General features: G+C 38.0%; 11 protein-coding genes and 1 tRNA gene. 8 read left to right on the top strand and 4 right to left on the bottom strand.

All coding sequences use genetic code 11. The features are described from left to right. Positions 1-186: 186 nt before the first annotated feature. The 4 genes from Q0C76_RS03045 (at position 187) to Q0C76_RS03030 (ending at position 5767) form a co-directional block, all read left to right on the top strand. A complete protein-coding gene (locus Q0C76_RS03045) occupies positions 187-1998 on the top strand; it encodes a TerB N-terminal domain-containing protein (RefSeq protein WP_295729546.1) in 1812 nt (603 codons plus the stop codon). Beyond that, positions 1998-3329, top strand: a complete 1332-nt coding sequence (locus Q0C76_RS03040) for an ATP-binding protein (protein ID WP_295729543.1) — start codon at positions 1998-2000, stop codon at positions 3327-3329. Before Q0C76_RS03045 ends, Q0C76_RS03040 begins: the two co-directional genes overlap by 1 nt. Before the next feature lie 15 nt (positions 3330-3344). Continuing rightward, complete coding sequence (locus Q0C76_RS03035) at positions 3345-5588, top strand: DEAD/DEAH box helicase (RefSeq protein ID WP_295729541.1); 2244 nt, start codon at positions 3345-3347, stop codon at positions 5586-5588. 106 nt (positions 5589-5694) lie between these two features. After that, positions 5695-5767 (top strand) — tRNA-Thr (locus Q0C76_RS03030). 207 nt (positions 5768-5974) lie between these two features. Here Q0C76_RS03030 and Q0C76_RS03025 read toward each other — a convergent pair. Both Q0C76_RS03025 and Q0C76_RS03020 read right to left on the bottom strand, forming a co-directional pair. Next, a complete protein-coding gene (locus Q0C76_RS03025) occupies positions 5975-6775 on the bottom strand; it encodes a hypothetical protein (protein ID WP_295729538.1) in 801 nt (266 codons plus the stop codon). 1104 nt (positions 6776-7879) lie between these two features. Beyond that, positions 7880-8218, bottom strand: a complete 339-nt coding sequence (locus tag Q0C76_RS03020; RefSeq protein ID WP_367268462.1) for a helix-turn-helix domain-containing protein — start codon at positions 8216-8218, stop codon at positions 7880-7882. A 259-nt stretch (positions 8219-8477) separates the two neighbouring features. Here Q0C76_RS03020 and Q0C76_RS03015 point away from each other — a divergent pair, with 259 nt between their 5' ends. From Q0C76_RS03015 to Q0C76_RS03005, 3 genes are all read left to right on the top strand, one after another. Then, complete coding sequence (locus Q0C76_RS03015; RefSeq protein ID WP_295729532.1) at positions 8478-11066, top strand: SEC10/PgrA surface exclusion domain-containing protein; 2589 nt, start codon at positions 8478-8480, stop codon at positions 11064-11066. Between the two features lie 141 nt (positions 11067-11207). Further along, entirely contained in the window at positions 11208-11660 is a 453-nt protein-coding gene (locus Q0C76_RS03010; protein ID WP_295729529.1) for a hypothetical protein, read from the top strand. 287 nt (positions 11661-11947) lie between these two features. Continuing rightward, positions 11948-12238: a hypothetical protein gene (locus tag Q0C76_RS03005; RefSeq protein ID WP_295729526.1), complete on the top strand. Its 291-nt coding sequence runs from the start codon at positions 11948-11950 to the stop codon at positions 12236-12238. Between the two features lie 47 nt (positions 12239-12285). On the opposite strand, the gene Q0C76_RS03000 is transcribed toward Q0C76_RS03005, so the two are convergent. Together Q0C76_RS03000 and Q0C76_RS02995 are read right to left on the bottom strand one after the other, a co-directional pair. Further along, on the bottom strand, positions 12286-12798 hold the full coding sequence (locus tag Q0C76_RS03000; protein ID WP_295729524.1) for a hypothetical protein: 513 nt from the start codon (positions 12796-12798) through the stop codon (positions 12286-12288). Between the two features lie 42 nt (positions 12799-12840). After that, positions 12841-13419 (bottom strand): recombinase family protein, encoded by a 579-nt coding sequence (locus tag Q0C76_RS02995; protein WP_295729522.1) that lies wholly within the window; start codon positions 13417-13419, stop codon positions 12841-12843. Positions 13420-15373: 1954 nt separating this feature from the next. Between Q0C76_RS02995 and Q0C76_RS02990 the strand changes: the two genes are divergently transcribed. Continuing rightward, on the top strand, positions 15374-15907 hold the full coding sequence (locus tag Q0C76_RS02990; protein ID WP_295729519.1) for a hypothetical protein: 534 nt from the start codon (positions 15374-15376) through the stop codon (positions 15905-15907). Positions 15908-15989: the final 82 nt, after the last annotated feature.

Raw genomic sequence — 15989 nt, 5'->3', positions numbered from 1 at the left:
AACACAGAAGTTAAGCTTCAACACGCCAAAAGTAGTTGGGGGATCGCTCCCTGCGAGGATAGGACGTTGCCACGCAAATGATTAGCGTAGACTGTTATGCAGTCTGCGCTTTTTTTGTACTACCAAAGACGAGAATGTTTGGTATAATCATCATTAGAACGTATGTACGAAATTGAGGAGGAAGCCATGGAAAAGCAAGCATTCAAAAACTATCTCCTCAAGAAATATGGGATTCAATTCAAACCATCGGTAATTAATTCATTGAAGGTCGAAGTTGGTAAAATTGATGGCGGACAACCGTTCCTAATTTTATCAAGGACGACTTCTAATCTTGATGTCAAGTGTCCCGGCTTTGCTGAAACTATTCAGAATATAGCAGGATTTGCTAGATCAACAATGATGAAACAACCAGAATGGGTCAGTCTTAAATTAGATCAAATTTCAAACCGTGATCTTGAGAACGTCATTGATTATGCTTTTAAAGCGGTAAGCAATGGTAATCACCATTTTGTTGCACAACAATTAGTGTATTTACCAGATGATGAGACGACTTCACCTTATCGTTCGCAAGTCATTCCAACCCGACGACAATTTAGTAACCGGGCGAAGGTTCCGGCACCGCTAGCAAAAATGATGGCAAGTTACGACTACAGCCTTTTGCCGATCAATGAACAAGGCGAGAATTTTTACCGACAGGGTCAAATGGTCGCAAATTATGAAGATCATTATGATCAAATTTATGAACTACGTCGGTATTATCCGGATTATCATTCCATGAATGTTCAACAATTGCGGACGTACTTTACTTGGCGCACACAATTGCGACATGGTGATTTTACAGTCAGCAGCACCTCCTATGCTTATGTCTATATTTATGAACTCCTGAATAACATTGGGGTCGAAAATCCAGATAAAGGTTTTGAAAAACTGGTCGAATTTGATCAACAGTATGCAGCTAGCTATGGTCAACATATGAAAGACTATCTCCACCAATGGCTACAGGATTATGTTTTGTATTATGGACTAGCGCGATCAAAGGCCAATCAGGTTTTCGCTGACCAACTCAAAATTGATCGTGATTACCATACTCTACGTCATCCTAAAGAGTATTCAGCAACAGAAATAATGGATGTTTTTCTTGAATATTGTACTTATCTTAAAAACTGTCGATTGTATAAAAAATCACCACAAACGTGGTCACAAGCTGTTGTGTGGGTTTGGAAAACGATCATGCAAAAGCAACCACAAGTCTTTACACAACTAATTGCTACGCAAACACTACACGCCAAGTATTTTTTTGCAGGAGCGGTTTTTTCTTTTCGTCGTCAACCGCGTTTAACGAGCTATCCAGTTGATTCTGAACGAACTTATCAGTTTAAGGACCGGAAGTATTATTGCCAAATGTGGCTACCATTAAAGGACCAACAAAAACGGTTAAATGCTTTTTTTCATGAATTGGATCGTTTGACACGACAGGTGTTTCACCTGGGTCATCCGTTAAAGCCACGTCAGTTAGATCCTGAAATCTTACAATTAATTACCGAAGGCTTGCAGACTTATCAGCAACAATTAATTCAAGAGCGACAGCCAAAGGTCCATTTAAATTTAGCGTCACTTGATCAAATTCGGCAGGATGCCTCCGTTACGCGGGAAAGTCTCTTAACTGATGAAGAAAAAGAACCGACATCTAGTCAGACGAGTACCGACGAAGAAAAAACGGATCTTCAGGAAACTTCCACTTCACAAGAGCCTGCTGAACATTCATTACTGACGACTGATGAACAGTATCTGCTCACCGCTTTACTGCACCATCAGCCATATCAAGACTATCTGAAGAACCGACATCTAATGGCGTCGATTTTAGTGGATTCGATTAATGAAAAACTATTTGATGAAATTGGTGATTCTGTGATTGACTTTAATGGTCAGGATGAGCCAGAAATTGTTGATGATTATGAAAACGATGTACGAGAATTACTAGAGGAGGAGCATTCATAATGCCAGCAAAAAAACGTCGAGTACCAAAACGGATTGCGCAGACTATTTTAAATTCGTTAAAAGGGGGAGTGGTCCCACGCATTGGTCTTCCCTATGTTACGGTTGGTCGCAAAGCAGAAATTGATGCCTTATTACATGATGTTGATGTTGTAGCCGAAGGTGGTGCAGCATTTCATTTTATTGTGGGTCGCTATGGATCAGGAAAAAGTTTTTTGCTCCAAACAATTCGGAATTATGTGATGGATAAAAACTTTGTGGTAGTTGATGGTGACCTTTCCCCAGAACGGCGATTACAAGGAACTAAGGGACAAGGATTAGCAACTTATCGTGAACTGATTCAAAATTTAGCAACGAAAACCCGTCCAGAAGGCGGGGCATTGACGTTGATTTTAGACCGGTGGATCAATTCTGTCCAAACCAAAGTTGCAGCGGAGACTGGCTTGAGCGATGATGATGCTAAATTTGCGGAGTCCGTTGATCGGCAAATATATACGGTAATTTCTTCATTAAATGAGCTAGTTCACGGGTTTGACTTCGCAAAGTTACTAAATATGTATTATCACGCGTACTTAAATAATGATGATGAAACGAAGGCGAAGGTCATTAAGTGGTTCCGTGGCGAATATACGCATAAAACTGAGGCCAAACAAGAGCTCGGCGTTAACATCATTATTTCCGACGATGATTGGTATGAATACTTGAAGCTTTTTGCGAGTTTCTTCCGTCAAGCTGGTTACGCCGGGTTGATTATTATGATTGATGAGCTAGTCAACATTTACAAGATCCCGAATAGCATTAGTCGGCAATACAATTACGAAAAAATTTTGACGATGTATAACGATGCACTGCAGGGCAAAGCGAAGTATTTGGGAGTTTTAATGGGAGCGACTCCCCAAGCCATCGAGGATCGTCGGCGGGGTGTCTACAGCTATGAAGCGTTACGATCACGGTTAGCGGAAGGTAAGTTTTCCCAAGCTGGAGCGCGGGATATGTATGCACCAGTCATTAAGCTTGATCCACTAACGCCAGAAGAAATGTTAGTGTTAACGGAGAAGCTGGCAGATATGCATGCTGGATTGTATGGTTATCAACGATCCGTTACAGATGATGATCTTACCAAGTTCATCAAGATTGAATATGCTCGGATTGGTGCAGATACCAATATTACGCCACGGGAAGTTATCCGTGATTTTATTGAAATGTTAGATATTGTTTGGCAAAATCCGAATACCACAATTGAAGAGTTATTAAACTCTGACCAATTTTCATACACTGAACAAACAGCAGTGAGTGATCAAAAGACGAAAGATTACACCGAATTTACGTTATAAGGGAGGACATGGTCAATGGACGTTTTTTCACGATACGCACCATTTATTCAGGACTATATTTACCAGCATGGCTGGCAAACTCTACGCCCAGTCCAGGTGGCAGCTGCTGAAGAAATTTTTGGTACAGATCATAACGTCCTGTTGTCTGCTTCGACGGCTGCCGGTAAAACGGAGGCTGCCTTTTTCCCAATTCTAACGGAACTTAGTCAGCAGCCAGTTGATTCCATTGGTTGTCTCTATATTGCACCGCTCAAGGCGTTGATTAATGATCAATATCGAAGGTTAACCGAGCTTTGTGAAGATCAAGACCTGCCCATTTGGCGGTGGCACGGTGATGTTTCACAGTCACAAAAGCGACGGATGCTGAAAAATCCCCATGGCGTTCTCCAAATCACACCAGAATCGCTCGAATCTTTTATGATCAATAAACATATGGATATTCCGCGTCTTTTCCACGGCTTAAAGTTTGTTGTGATTGATGAATTACATTCCTTTTTGCGAAGTGATCGGGGTGGGCAAACTTTCTGTCTAATTGAACGGCTTTCGCAGTTAGCGGGAATTGATCCTCGGCGCGTCGGTTTGTCAGCTACAATTGGAAATACTGAAGCCGCAAGTCGTTTCTTGGGGGCAGGTAGTGATCGGGTCACCGATGCCCCAAAAGTCAAAAACACGCGCCAAATTTGGCGCCTTTCGATGGAACATTTTTACAAGATGGGATCGCAGGCAGCGAAGATTCAAGAAGAAAACAACCAGCTGATTGGGCCAAAAACGGATCGTGCACCAGAACTAGCAGATCCAGGGATTGGTTACATCTTTGAACACACCCGTGGGAAGAAGTGCCTAGTTTTTACCAACAGTCGTGAAGAGTGCGAAGCGGTTTGTCAGATGTTGCGGGAGTACTGTGCTTACCGCCATGAACCAGATCGTTTCTTGATTCACCACGGAAACCTGTCACCAGCGTTACGGCAAACTGCTGAGGATGCCATGAAAGATGAAGATACTTACATGACCACTTGTGCAACCGCTACGCTAGAGTTAGGAATTGATGTTGGCAAACTAGAGAGTGCCTTTCAAATCGATGCCCCCTTTACGGTTTCCGGTTTTCTTCAGCGAATGGGTCGCACTGGTCGACGGGGCAACCCACCAGAAATGCATTTTGTGATGCGTGAGGAACATCCTGAGTCACGAGCCATGCTGCCAGATTTAATTCCCTGGCCCCTTCTCCAAGGAATTGCCTTAGTTCAACTATACTTAGAAGAACGGTGGGTGGAACCCCCGGAACCAAACCGCTTACCGTATAGTTTGCTATATCATCAAACGATGAGTACGCTGGCCTCCAGTGGTGAAATGACGCCTGCTGAATTGGCTTCACGAGTGTTGCCGCTAACTTATTTTCATAATGTTAGTCAAGATGATTATCGAGTTCTTCTCCGTCATTTGATCAAAACCAACCAGATTCAGCAAACTGAAAACGGTGGATTATTAGTCGGATTAGCGGGTGAACGAGTCGTTAATAATTTCAAGTTCTATGCGGTATTTCAAGAAAATGTTGAGTATAGTGTTCACGCTGGATCTGAAGAGTTAGGAACCATCGTTAAGCCACCGCCGGTTGGCGACAAAATTGCGATTGCAGGGCGTGTCTGGGTCGTTGAAGATGTCGATCGGCAACGTCACCAAGTATATTGTCACGAAGTAAAGGGGCGTATTCCTGCTTATTTTGGGGATGTTCCAGGGGATATCCAACCTAAAATCCTTCATCGAATGCGACAAGTACTCAATGAGAGGACAATGTATGCTTATTTAATGAATAACGCGCAAGCGAGGTTAACTCAGGCACGGGATACGTGTAATATTGCTGGAGTTCCGCAACAGCAGTTAATTAATCTTGGTGGTAAAATGTGGTGCTTATTGCCGTGGACGGGGAGTTACGCCTTCTTAGCATTGGAACGATTACTGAGGATTAAATGTGCTAAGCGGTTAAACCTGCGTGGCCTTAACTCCTCGCGACCGTACTTTATGGAATTTGCGATGGACGCAACTGCGGATGAGTTTTTCCAAATCGTTGGTGATGAAGCCGCAAAAGATTTTAATCCAATGGATTTAGTTTATCCAAAGGAAGTCCCGGTGTTTGATAAGTATGATGAATACTTACCAGATGAATTGGTGCGCAAGGAATTTGCGGAAAGCGTCTTAGATATTACGGAAATGAAAAAGTGCGTAACCCAAATGTGTCAAGAACATCAGCAATTAAAGAACTGAAACTAATCTCACGGTTTTACCGTGAGATTTTTGAGTTTATTTTGAAATTAGGGGTTCCCTTTTAATTCGCAATTTGATATACTATTTTTTGTTGATTGATACTGATGCTCACTTAGCTCAGTTGGCAGAGCACGTCATTAGTAATGATGAGGTCGAAGGTTCGAATCCTTTAGTGAGCACTACAAAGAACACAGAAGCCTGTAATACCAGCGTTTTTCGTTGGTGTTACAGGCTTTTTTCGTTGTCTAAATGGCGTTGCTTTAACACGTTTGTTAACACGGGCGGTTGCTGGTAGGCGGTTTTTAAGCAGTTGAAGTGCTCGGATGGCTGATGTAGCAAGGATAGTCGCGTGTTAAAATGTGTTAAATTTGATGAGCTGAATTATCTTAATCATCTATTGGATCGTGAGGAGAAATTAAATAATTGATTTTTTTAAGTATAAAACCATACCCGCCTTTTTTTGCTCCAATAAAGTATCCATCTTTATCACTTTTGGCTCCATTTTGGACTAGTTCATTGAATCTTTTGGAAATATTATCGTTAGCTGTTTGATAGATACTTTGATTTTTAATGACTTTAAGTTCCAAATTGGAATTATCACGAATATAACTATTTAGATTTTTTGAATCCGTTGACGAGAGGTTGATCTTATCTATAGGTGTTGATAAAAAGTTAATACTATGTAATCTTTTCTCTCCACTATAGCGATAGCTACCTTTGCAATAAATAACTATCATGGGGTATGTTACAACTTTAGCCTTTAAAGAATTGTTTAAGCTGATTTCTTTACTCTCAATAATATCGCGACTTCCTTTTTTGGCAAAAAATTCCTTAGGAAGATATGAAGTCTCGATATCTCCAGTTGTCTTAAAAGAATCAGTTTGTTTCGTTATCACTTGGTATGAGATAGGAGAAAGAATTAAATTACTGTAGATTTTCTTGTCAGCTTTCCAATAAATTTTGCTGGGAATCATTAATAAATAAGTATGATAAGGCGGTTGTGCTAACTTCTTAGTGGATTCATTTACAAAAGTAAATGATGGCTCTGAAGGATTCCATAAATTTTGTACAATATTGAATGATGGTTTTTCGTCATACCTTGTTCTCTGATCCACACGATGTGTATAATATAAGCTGAATAATGATATTATTATAGGTACAATAGTAAAAAAGTATTTTTTAATCATGATAGTCCTCCAACCTTTGTTAAATACATACTTAGATTACCACAAAACAGGAAGCTAGAAGAGAATCTCAAATTAGGAATAGATACTTCTACTTTCCCGTCACACCAGCTTTTGACCATAGTTTCTGACCATCGAATTAACACAAAAACTTAACACATCTAGAGTCGAATACTGTTGTATCAATACCTAAGCTACTACAAAACAGCGACTCTAGTCAGCATTTTATAAGAGTGAAAAGCCTGTATTAACAGCGTTTAACGTTGCTAGTACAGGCTTTTTTGTGGTACTTTTGGTAGGTGTTTTAACACGTTTCTTAACACGTGATGATGTTGAAATAAATTTTTGGAAGCTTGAAGTCTTAGAAATATTGATATATCAAGCCTGATCGCGTGTTAAAACGTGTTAAGATACTAAGTTTTGAGTTGTTTAATTTAGTTTAAGGAAAAGTGATTTAGATTACAATATATTATAAAATTTATTTGCATTATAAATATTATTGTGATAATATAATGATACAGGTTTGGTAGTTCCTTGGTAAGATAAATGATAGTGATTTAAATGGTTTACCCAAACGGATTAAACACTACTCATTGTTCCCTAAATACTTGGCGTTATGCCTCGAATCTTGTTCGTTTAAGAAAGGATTTGAACCTATATAATAAGAGTATAGACTGGTCTTTGATACCAGTCTTTTTTGTTGCCTTTATTGCCTTGCATATGGTATCTGGTCAAAAAATAATCAGACCCGGTACTAATTAACATAGTAGTCATATTTTGGGGCTAATACTCAATAATATAAGATATAGGGTGTCATATAGGTAGAGACAACACAAAATAGTTTTAGTACAGGGCTTCGCAATTATTAAGCTATGTACCAAATCCATCATCAATTTAATTTAGTACCGGGCTTCCAAAAAGCGAAGTCTGGTACTTTTTTATATTAGGGGTAGTAATTTGATAACCAACTATATTAAAACGCCATACGGACCTAACTGGACGAAATAGGGAGCATTTCTATTGAGTATCTGACTAAAAATTTCTCAAGCCCGGTACTAATGATAATAAAAGTACCAGGTCTTTAAATAATAAAGCCTAGTACCTTAATTAGCTATTCAATTTAGTATTCATTAATTTCAAGATACTTTTAGAAACTTCTTCTGCGGTTCCTTGATCTAATTGATTTAGGGTATTATAAAGTTGCTTTTCATATTTACCCGCAACTCGTTTTCGACCAGAATCACTTTTGCCATTAAAGAGAGCATCCATGGTGGTATCAAGAGCCACCGCAATTTTTGCTAGTGTTTCTGCTCTAATATGTTGTACTTCTCCTCTTTCTAATCTGGAAACATAATTAGTTGAAATGTCTGCCCGGTTAGAAAGCTCTTCTTGAGTTATTTTAAGTTCACGCCTTCGCTCCGCAATATTGAATCCAACGTTATCCATTAGTATATTAGTCCTCATTTCATATTCGTTAGTTCCAGAATATTGAAGAGAACCAATAATTATAATGCACAACTGAGATATAAAACTATATCAAGTGAGTTACTTTTGTGTTATCATATTAGGTGTTTTAGGAATTACCTCAACTATTTCCATTGAATGAATCATATGACCGTTCAATGCACCGGGGGGGGACAAAAAGTGTACAATAGTTACCGTTAATAAGACGTTTACTACTTAACTATAGGGGGAGTAATCAGAAATGAAAGAACATAAGAAGCTCTACAAATCTGGTAAATTATGGATGACCGCTACTATCATGGCCTTAGCTGCTGGTACAACTATGGCTACGACTACGGCGCATGCTGACGCTACACTAGTTACTAACACCACTAGTGAATCACAAACAACTGATCAACAAAAAGCTACTCTGCAAAAGGACATTCAAGATAAGCAGCAGCAAGTTAGCGATAAGGCCAGCCAAGCTGCTAACCTACAAAGCAAGATTGATGGTTACAAGAGTCAAGTCAATGACGAAAACACTAACTATCAAAATGAACAAGCCCAAATCAAAAAAGACGCTGCTGATAAGGCAACGTCTGTTGATAGTCAAATTAATGGGGTTAATACATCTTTAGAAGGAGCTAAGCAAGATGTATCTAATACTCAATCTCAAATTAACAATGTAAATTCTCAAATTAGTGATCTTCAAAAGGCTCAAGGTACTACTACATCTACTGATAGTAATATTGTAAATGTACCTAATGGCCAAATTGATAAGTCTAAGTCATTACTTGAAAATGCTGCACGTAATGATCTTTGGGATAATTATTATAGTGATGAACAATCAGCATCTAGTTGGAATAAGAAAGCTATTCCACAAAATATTTATATTAGTCCTGATAATAATAAAACAACAAATCATGGTGTAACAGCTCCTATCGATTTTACTAATGATTATAATGCATATTCAGATATTGATCAGGTAAATACTAATACAGGTATGACCGAAAATCAGATGCGTGAATTATCAATTTTACTTCTTAATGAATTAAATCATGCACGTGAACAACGTGGCCTTGCACCATTTGTAATGACTGAAGATCAATTCAAACGTGCAATGGCTCGTGCACAACAATCATCGGCTGCAAATCTTAACCATAATGAATCTGATATGGATGCAGCATTAGGTAATTGGCATTCTGAAAACTTAGCATTTGTATCTACAAATAATGGCGATAATATGATGTCATTACTTTATAATGCTAATGATTCAATTTCAAGTATGTTAATGGCTGATGCTGATAGTGATTGGGGCCATCGTGATAATTTCTTAGATAATGGTAATTACAATGCAGCCTTTGGCTTTAAGTTACTTGATAATGGTTACTACTTAATGACATTTGATACAACTTATGCAACTGACGCTGATAAGTCAAATGATTTGGTAACTAATACTATTAATAGCTATGCTGCAATGGGACCAACTAAGGGATCTACAATAACAGTAGATAATACAGCTAAGATTAATCAGTTAAAGGATCAATTAGCTAGTCTTAATCAATCATTAATTGCTAAGCAAAATCAAGTTAATACTTTGCAATCACAATTGAATGATTTGAATAATCAAAAGAGCAAGATTAGTAGTGATGAACAAACTAAGTTAGCTGATTCTACTACTAAGCACAATGCTAAGTTAACCGATTTGAATGACCAAATCAGTACTAACCAAAGCAAGTTAGACCAACTGAACAATGACATTAAAGACTTGAAGGTTGTCATTGCCCAAGACCAAACAGCCTTGGATAACCTGAACAAGGGCGGTCAAACTCCAGTTGAAACCAAGAAGGATAACGAAAAGTACACTAACCTTGACCCTAGTTTAGTAATGAAGGTCAATGTGACGGCTGGTGATACTAATATTCCGGCACCAAAGCTGGCTGATGACGCCTTTATTAAGGACACAAATGCTAACACCGCTTCCGCAGCAATGTTCATGGTCTTGGCACAAACCAACGGTACCTACCCAGAAGGTACCAAGGTTGAATGGGCTGATCCTGCTAAGGTCCAAAAGGATGCGCAAACCGCTGGAACTTATGATGAAGAAGTTATCTTAGACTTCCCAGATGGTACTAAATCTCAAGCCTTTAATGTCCCAGGCGTCTTAGTAGTTGCCGCCAAGCAAACTACTCCATCAACTGACCCAACGAAGCCAAATACTGGTGATGATACGCATACCACTAATCCTACCAAGCCAACGGCAACTGAACATACTTTGACGGTGCACTATATTGAAGTTACTGGCTATGCACCAGATGGTAAGGAAATTACCAAGGTTGTCGGTACGCAAACCTTTACTGGTAAGCAAGGCGATACCTTCAGTGGTAGTCAACTGAATATTCCAGCTGGTTACAAGTTGGCTATGGATGGCGTTAGCTACACTATTGGTGATCAAGATGAAACTAATAATACGCCAGTGGTTAGTGTTAACACACCATCTGATGACCATAATAACCAACCATCAACTAACCCAACCACACCAACTGATAACAAGTCAACTGACCACAATGCTGCTACGCAATTACCAGCAGGTGCTAAGGTGGTTAATAACCAAGTGGTTGACGCTAATGGGAACGTCATTGCTGGTTGGAAAGTTGTAAATGGTCAAGCAGTCAAGAGTACTGATCAACCAGTCATGACCCGGGAAGCTTACAAGGCTCAACAAGCTAATAACAACACTAAGGCATTACCACAAACTGGTAATAACGATAACTTGGCGGTAATGGGCTTAGGTGCAGCAACCTTATTAGGTATGTTTGGCCTTATTGGTGTAAACAAGAAGCGTAACTAGTTAAAATATAGGAACTTTGGGTTGCTTGCATTAAAGAGGCTTTTATGTTCTACCTCGCCCAATACACTTCTCCCAATCGAAGTGTTTAGGTAGAAGAGTTAGTGTTTGACTCTTCTACCTTTTTTAGTAGAAAGGATTTTGATGATGAAATCGGTTGATGTAACAATGATCAGCGCAGTAATGGCTTTTATTGCTTCACTGATCGCATGTAATTTGGCATTTAAAAGCAAAATTCATGAAGAGAGTGACTGGCGAAAGAAGTTACTAGAACTTTCCTATTCTGAGCTAGTTAGTAAAAGGGAATTGATCCAATTACAATCTTTTGTGAATCCACTAGCTCAATTTAATGACCTTAAAAATCTAGATGGCTTAATTAATAAGTTCTGCCAAGATGAACAAGCCGTTGTTAAAAGGCACGGTGGTTATTTACCAAATAAGGAAGCCGAGAAGTTTCGGCTATTGTGTAGGGTGTTGCTGAAACATGATTGGATTAGACAAACGGCACCTTTTGGGCTTAAACGTTATAAGCAGCATAAATTAACTAAGCAACTAACTCAAAAATTCTTTAGGAATTGGATAGTTATTACTGAATAGCTAAAATACCAGTACAGACTCAAAGCAGAGCTGTACTGGTATTTCTTTTTTACTAATCTAAATTATTGAATACTTCTTCTATTGTATATAGTCCTGGTTCATTGGCAGCTTGTTGCAGCTCTTCTAATAACTTCATACCGTCATTGTAGTTCTTAGTGTTTGATATAATCATCACCTCTCTATTTAGTATGACTGCAACTAAGCGAGATGAACAGCAAAAAATATATTTTAAAATCTTTTCCTTAGAATAATGATGAAAACAATTATTCCAAAGGAGATAGATTATCATGTTACATAAACAACAACACTTAACTTATAATGTAAAAACTGGGGAATTTCTGCGGAACTTTGAGTATCTTGCTAAGTATAGTGAAAAAGCTGGTGTCTCAATTTCTGTGAGGAGGCGCGATAAGATTATCGCAACCTTGTTAGCACCGGCTGCTGTGGAAGAAATTAGCGACTTTGTCGAAAAGATGGAACTCAAACATCAGACCGACCAAGCAGAGAACAAACGGTTAAAGAAGGAAGTTGCTGCTCTGCGACTTAGATTGAACCTCAAAGAAAATATGGATAAATAATAATGAAGCTGGTTAATGGAATCACTTGATCTCATTAACCAGCTTTTTTAATTGACGTAGTTTTTAAGTATTTGACAATAACAATAAGCAACGGCTTTGGGATAGTCAGTATAAGTAGCTGTCTTTGGATTCAATGGATAGTGAAAATAATCAGCGCATTCATAAATTGACGGAATATGGCCAAACAACTGGTACCTCTTAAAGAGTTGTTGTTGCAAATCAACTTCTATCACTTGTGGCAATTTGATCCCAGCCTGTTGTAAGAATAGATCTTCAAAAGTAGAATTGCCAAAGCCAATTAAAGTGTCAGCTTGATCAAAGAACTTTTGAATGGTTGACAAGTAATCATTTAATGATGGGTGATTAGCCACATCTTCTGGGGTAATGTGGAAACCTTGTTGAGTTGGATCCCAACTTTTGATTTTTACTGGTTTGAATAAGTGAGAGAACACAATCTTACCAAATAAATCCGTTATGGTTAGGTGAATAATTTCATCACTTTGCCAATCTAAACCAGTAGTATCAATCCAATATATAAAAGGGGTATAACATTTCAGCATTTTCAAATCCTCCAGTGCAAAATAATATATATTTTTGAAAAATTAAGCTATATTATTTTGCTCCACCTGCTTTCGGATCCGTTGCAAAGTTGAAATCGAAATATCAAAAGCCCGCGCAGTCTGCTTATAAGAATGGGTAAGTAAATACTCATAGGCGGCCTGATAGTGTGGGGTGATGGCTCTTTTGGGCCTTCCTTCATGATAATCAGACCGGTGCAGTTTAGCATAGCGTTTCCCTTCTTGGGTGCGGTCCACAATCATATCCCGTTCCATTTCGGCCACCGCTAAGAGAATCGTTTTAACTAACTTACCCACAGTCGAGTTTTCCAACATACCAATGTTAAGCACATTGATCTTCACCCCTTGATTCATCAGTGGGTCAATTACATTTAATGCTTCCCGGGTATTTCTAGCTAACCGATCCAGCTTGGTCACCGTGATCACATCACCCGGTTTTACCAATTGAGTCAGTTTAGCAAATTGCGGTCGGTCAGTAGTGGTCCCGGTAAATTTTTCGGAATAGATACAATTCTCACTGATCCCAGCATTCTGCAATTGATTAATTTGATCTGCTAGTTCTTGTCCTTTGGTGGAGACCCTAGCATAGCCATATTGTGTCATTTCAATCCATCCTTTTTGACCATAAGTTTCTGAACATCATTAAAGCTTGATGTTATAGGCCCAGCTTGTCCATTCAAAAAGTTTTAAGTTTTTGAACAGGCTTGCATTAAATATAGTGCGAATGGTTGAGAATCTACATAGTCAGACTGAAATTAGGTGTCGGGTAAGCTGACACATTTTAGATGATGTGCGACACCATTTTTGACACCGGATTTTGAAATTAGAAAAGTGTCAGTTATTAACTCAAATGGTGTTGGCTTAGTGCTAGTTAAGCCGACACTAGCAGATTATTGTTATATCAGGCATTGGGACGTTTTCCAATAATGATGGTGTCAATCAAGAAATAATGGCTAAAGTCAGTGGTATCAAGGTGTTGAGAGAAAAAGTGTCAATGGTGTCAGGTTTTGAGAAGAACTTTTAAATTAACTATTAAATGAGGAAAAATAATAGTAAATAATGTGTAAAAGAGTAGTTAATAGTTATTAATTATGTTTTCATTCAAAACCCGACACAACCGACACCAATTGAATTGGGTAACTAAAATAGCTTGAAGTCTACTGTTATTAATCCTGGAAAGACTTCATTTAGCCATGCAGTTAAAAAGAAAGCATCTAATCAATAATTGCAAGAAAAGTAATCCATTAACATCAAATGTCCTTATAAACTTGTTATAATAAAAAAGTGCACTGGCCATCACCAATGCACAAGATGTCAACTGAGGAGCTGATACCCTTGAGGGTGTACTCTGTTGCGCTTGGCTGGTGGTGTATTGCCGTACACCAGAACAAGAGCGCTACCGTTAAGCTATCAGCCTAATTGTTGAATATAATATATTCTCTGTTACGGTTATATTATAGCATGGTTTAGCGACTTTGACGACCGCTTGGCTTTCGGGCTGAGCGGTTTTTCTGTATCTTAATAACCATATATTTTACCTATCAATTTAAAATAATTTTGGGATAAGTGACTTGCAATTAATATAGTGCAAATCTACATAGCAAATAAATTGAGATTCGGTGTCAGTTAAGTCGACACATTTCAGAAGATGTGTGACACCATTTTTGATACTTTGTTTTGAAATTCGAAAAGTACCGATTATTAACTCAACTAGTGTCGGGTTAGTGTCAAGTTAGCTGGTACCAATGAAACCTTATTAAACCGGATATTAGATAACTTTTTACTGATTTTGGTGTCAACTGAGTAATGATAGATAAAACCAGTGGTATCAAAGAATTGGAAGAAAAAGTGTCAAAGGTGTCAGGTTTTGAGCATAATTTCTTAAATTAGACAATTAATGAAGAAAATAATAGTAAATAGTGTGTAAAAGAGTAGGTAACAGTTATTAATTATGTTTTTGCCCCAAAATCGACACAACTGACACCTGCTTAGGCTAGTATTGGTTGAACATGTAATTGTAATTAAAAGTAAGCTGTCAGCATAAAGAAGAGTAAGTTTGAATGTTTGATGTGAAAATGTCCGTGGCCTTATTAATTTTAGATCACGGACATTTTTGCTAATGAATGATACTTCAGTAGATAAATAGAAATAGTGCTTGGCAATGAGTACTTAATATAATCATTAACTTTATCACTGTTAATTGATTCAAATATTTGACTGAAAAATTAGAAAATTGACGGCTAATTTAGCACTTCTATAAGACAAAATTAGCTAAATCTAATGTTGCTTCGATACGAAAATCCATCACTTTCGGCTAACTAATACTTATTTTGCAACGTTTGTAATATAAATAAAAAAATATCGAAAAAATTTAATTCTTTTCGTGCGTTGATTATTAAATTTTGTATTATGAATATATAAATAATTATTAATTATAAATTAATGATATTCAGGAGCTGATATTGTGATTATACGGATAAGAGATGGGCCCATTTCAGCATAAAAATTATATAAAAATAATAAAAGCTAATGATGAAATTGAGAGGAAGTTATTAATATGGATAACGAAGAACTAATTGAGAATGAAGCACCACAGAATCAAGAAGAGAAAAACACAGAAGATACGCCGTTTGATGTGCAACAGCCTAGACACTATATGTGCGTATATATCGATAGGCTACTGGCGGACAAGGATCATGAGGAAGAGATTGTCATTGAATGCGGAATTCGTGACGATGGCAATGACACTATAACACCGGTAGCACGACTCAATGATGATAATAAAGCTGACTTTGAGGAAATTGATGAGTGGAATTACACGAGTACTAAGAATGTTGTAATGATTGGTGAATATTCATGGGTATCTGACTTAGAAAGAGCATATCCAGAGTTTTCTGGTTATCGAAGGAACTTCAACGATGCAGCTTGTGACATCAAGTTTCCATTGTCATTCGAAGAGGAACTAAATATTAGAAGAGTTATAACGGAAGAACCTACGCTGCGAGGAATTGATTTGCGATTTTTGAAAAAATTGGCTGATTGGGCAGCTAAACATCATTCAGAAAATAAGAACAGTGAACAAGAAGATTAGGCCATGAAATGCGTAAATAAGAATCGACCACCGCCCTAATGGTGTCACTACAGCAATAATATTCTCAGTTAGAAAGGGAGAA

The organism is uncultured Limosilactobacillus sp. (genome assembly GCF_934202705.1).
Lineage (GTDB): Bacteria > Bacillota > Bacilli > Lactobacillales > Lactobacillaceae > Limosilactobacillus.
Note: the sequence above shows the minus strand (reverse complement) of the source record. Positions and strands in the feature narration are given on the sequence as shown.

Bases quoted from the DNA above. Each gene is read 5' to 3' on its own strand.
- Q0C76_RS03045 (WP_295729546.1), top strand. From the start codon at position 187: ATGGAAAAGCAAGCATTCAAAAACTATCTCCTCAAGAAATATGGGATT.
- Q0C76_RS03040 (WP_295729543.1), top strand. From the start codon at position 1,998: ATGCCAGCAAAAAAACGTCGAGTACCAAAACGGATTGCGCAGACTATT.
- Q0C76_RS03035 (WP_295729541.1), top strand. From the start codon at position 3,345: ATGGACGTTTTTTCACGATACGCACCATTTATTCAGGACTATATTTAC.
- Q0C76_RS03025 (WP_295729538.1), bottom strand. From the start codon at position 6,775: ATGATTAAAAAATACTTTTTTACTATTGTACCTATAATAATATCATTA.
- Q0C76_RS03020 (WP_367268462.1), bottom strand. From the start codon at position 8,218: ATGGATAACGTTGGATTCAATATTGCGGAGCGAAGGCGTGAACTTAAA.
- Q0C76_RS03015 (WP_295729532.1), top strand. From the start codon at position 8,478: ATGAAAGAACATAAGAAGCTCTACAAATCTGGTAAATTATGGATGACC.
- Q0C76_RS03010 (WP_295729529.1), top strand. From the start codon at position 11,208: ATGATGAAATCGGTTGATGTAACAATGATCAGCGCAGTAATGGCTTTT.
- Q0C76_RS03005 (WP_295729526.1), top strand. From the start codon at position 11,948: ATGTTACATAAACAACAACACTTAACTTATAATGTAAAAACTGGGGAA.
- Q0C76_RS03000 (WP_295729524.1), bottom strand. From the start codon at position 12,798: ATGCTGAAATGTTATACCCCTTTTATATATTGGATTGATACTACTGGT.
- Q0C76_RS02995 (WP_295729522.1), bottom strand. From the start codon at position 13,419: ATGACACAATATGGCTATGCTAGGGTCTCCACCAAAGGACAAGAACTA.
- Q0C76_RS02990 (WP_295729519.1), top strand. From the start codon at position 15,374: ATGGATAACGAAGAACTAATTGAGAATGAAGCACCACAGAATCAAGAA.